This window comes from Stieleria sp. (genome assembly GCF_041595215.1).
GTDB classification, from domain to species: domain Bacteria; phylum Planctomycetota; class Planctomycetia; order Pirellulales; family Pirellulaceae; genus Stieleria; species Stieleria magnilauensis.
This window is the reverse complement of sequence record NZ_JBFHKV010001130.1, coordinates 1-2,670: the sequence shown is the minus strand read 5'-3', so window position 1 is coordinate 2,670 and position 2,670 is coordinate 1. Positions and strand designations below refer to the sequence as shown.

The following is a 2,670-nucleotide window of genomic DNA, read 5'->3' as shown; positions in this document are numbered from 1 at the left end:
TCAAAACAAATCGAAAGGTAGAACAGAGAACGAGTCTTTCGATCGAGCTGAAACGCTTGGATCTGATCGTTCAGGACCGGCACCAATCCGCGGTGCGTGACCGCGACGCCCTTCGGTGCGCCAGTCGATCCCGACGTGAAGAAGATGTACGCCAATTCGGTGCCTTGCCGAACGGACCGATCGCACGAGACCTCTAATTTGACTCCCAGTGTCGACAACGAATCGGGATGCAAAGTTGCCGCGATCCCCGCCCGCCGAGCGTTCGCGTTTCGCACCGCTTCGGGGATTACGTCAGGCAGCGGCAACGCGGCGCAACCGGCTCGCCAAATTCCGATCAGGCTGGCGACGTATTCGATCGACTTTTCGATTCGAATGGCAATCACGCTTTGCCGCGCGATGTTCGCGCGATGGATCAAGTCGGCGATTTCACGCGACATCGATTGCAGTTCACGATAGCTGCAGCGGCGACAGTCGTCCTGTTCGATCGCGACTTGTTCGGGAGCTTCGATCGCGACCCGGTCAAATTCAATCCAAAACGGATCCGTCATGGTCCTCGATCCGCCGGCGAGACGGGGATGTGTCCGGCCAATGCATCACCGGTCGAACGATTGTCGACGTTCTTCGGCCCCCACCCCTTGTCGTGATCTGGCAAGCAAACGGTTCGAAAGTCGATGCTCAGTCGAGTTTCGCCCGATTCGATCGGCACGGTTTGATGGAGATGCTGGCCGGAAAACACGATCACCTCCCCCGCCTGTGCCTCGAACGCGATCCGCTGCGCCTGCGGTAGCGATTCACGCAATCGCGGATAGAGTTCGCGGCGACCGGCTTCGGCATCTTGCCAACCGATCTTCAAATCGGTGCCTTTGGATGTCCACTGTCGATAATCGAACCCACCGGAGTCGTTGTCCACGGCTCGATCAAAGTAAAACGGCAGGAACGAAAACGTCTCGGATTTGGATACCGGATGCAACGGCATCCACCAGGTGATCTGGCACTGCGGGTTGGAGTACCACGTGTCACGATGGGCATAATAAACCGGTGCCGCAGCGGGATTGTGGTGACCGCCCTCGGTGATGACACGCAATCGGACGGGATCGCAAAGATGTTGTATTGAGTCGCAACCGGTTTGCCGCAACAGATCCGCGATCCCCTGTCGACAGACATCGGATTCGTAAAATTCGCGTCGCAGCAGCCCGGCTTTCTGAAACAGTTGGTCGCCGGAAAGGCGTTTGGAGGCGTTGCGGGGATCGTCTCCAAAAACTTGGCAAACGCGATCCCAGCAATGGTCGCGCATTCGCAGCGTCGTTTCCGAAGACGGCAGCACGAGCACGGTTCCGGCATACAACGCCGCCCGGAATGCTTCGTCGGTTTGACCCTCGTAGGGTTGGATGAAATCATTGAACACTTGGATTGCTCCCAACAATGACGCAGCGTGGTGAATCGGCGGCCAGCGTGCCGCCGCAGGGCGAGAAAGCATTCACGTCGACAAATCCGCTGTCGCGAAACATTTGGATCAGCTGATCGGGCAAATAAATTCTCAGCGAACTTTCATGGGTGCGCACCGACCGGTCGTCCATGCGGTACTCCCAAACCTGACGCAACGTACCGGTGGAGGCGCAGATCCGAGACGTGCGTGTCAGCGAGACGCCGCCAGGGTGCGTCGAGGAAATCGACGTTTGAAAGTTGGCCAGCAAATGCAACATGTTGGGAAACTCCAGCAACATCGTTCCCCCGGGACGCAGCGATTGCCGCGCGGCGTGAAGCATCTGCTGGTTCCACGCGTCATCGCATGAGTAACCAAAACTGCTGTGCCAGTTATAAACAACATCGACGGGTGGGGCGTGTTGATACGTCAGCGCGTCGGCGACCACAAATTCCGCTCCGCCATGACGTTCGCGGGCGAGCCGCCTGGCATGGTCGATGTAGAGTGGCGATTGGTCGATGCCGATCACGTCGACACCACGGCTTGTCAACTCGCGCGTATGTTGCCCCAGACCGCAACACTGATCCATTGCCGATTGTCCCTGCGACAAGCCGGTCAAGCGTGTGATGGTGTCGACCTGATCTCGGATCACGTCGGGATCTTGATCGGCCAGCACCACCATGGCCACGTCGTCATAAAACGTCTTCCACCACTGGGTTTCGACGGCAGTTGGTTGTTGCATTCGGGTCATGTCAGGTTGCGTGTCTTGAACGTGTGCTCGCAAGCCGGACGCTTACGCGACGGTGGAGGAGAGCAGCATCCACCATAGCGGGTCGGTGGCGGTCTTGGTTTCCCGGCTGGCGTGCTGCATGTTCGACAAGGTCTGTCGAACCTTGGCCGAATCAAAAAAAGGATGGTCGTCGATTTTGGATTGAACGTAGTCTCTGATTCGGCGACAACGCAGCAAGCTGTCGGCCAGCGGCGGCGCGTCAAACGGCTGTTTGGGACGCTCGACGACGCACGCCGGCAAGCGATTTCGCATCCCCTCGCGGAGCAGCCATTTGTCGGTGAATCCGTCGCCGTCTGATGGGGAACCCTTCGGTCGACATGATTGGGGACGGAGCAAATGGGAAACGGGTTGTTGTTTGACCCAGTCGAAAAGCAGATGGTCCAACATCGGCAAACGGCCTTCGGTGCCGTGTGCTGCTTCGCATCCGTCACCCAAGGTGCGGAGGATGTTCTGCGCC

At 58.2% G+C, this 2,670-nt stretch carries 4 protein-coding genes; all 4 read right to left on the bottom strand.

The window, feature by feature from the left end; translation table 11 throughout:
• On the bottom strand, positions 1-548 hold a 548-nt coding region (locus ABX749_RS28845; RefSeq protein ID WP_372899080.1), incomplete at its 3' end, for an AMP-binding protein.
• Positions 545-1,477 (bottom strand): hypothetical protein, encoded by a 933-nt coding sequence (locus ABX749_RS28840; RefSeq protein ID WP_372899079.1) that lies wholly within the window; start codon positions 1,475-1,477, stop codon positions 545-547. The genes ABX749_RS28845 and ABX749_RS28840, both read right to left, overlap by 4 nt.
• Entirely contained in the window at positions 1,395-2,165 is a 771-nt protein-coding gene (locus ABX749_RS28835; protein WP_372899078.1) for a class I SAM-dependent methyltransferase, read from the bottom strand. Before ABX749_RS28835 ends, ABX749_RS28840 begins: the two co-directional genes overlap by 83 nt.
• Before the next feature lie 51 nt (positions 2,166-2,216).
• A partial coding sequence (locus tag ABX749_RS28830; protein ID WP_372899077.1) for an asparagine synthase-related protein occupies positions 2,217-2,670 on the bottom strand: 454 nt, incomplete at its 5' end.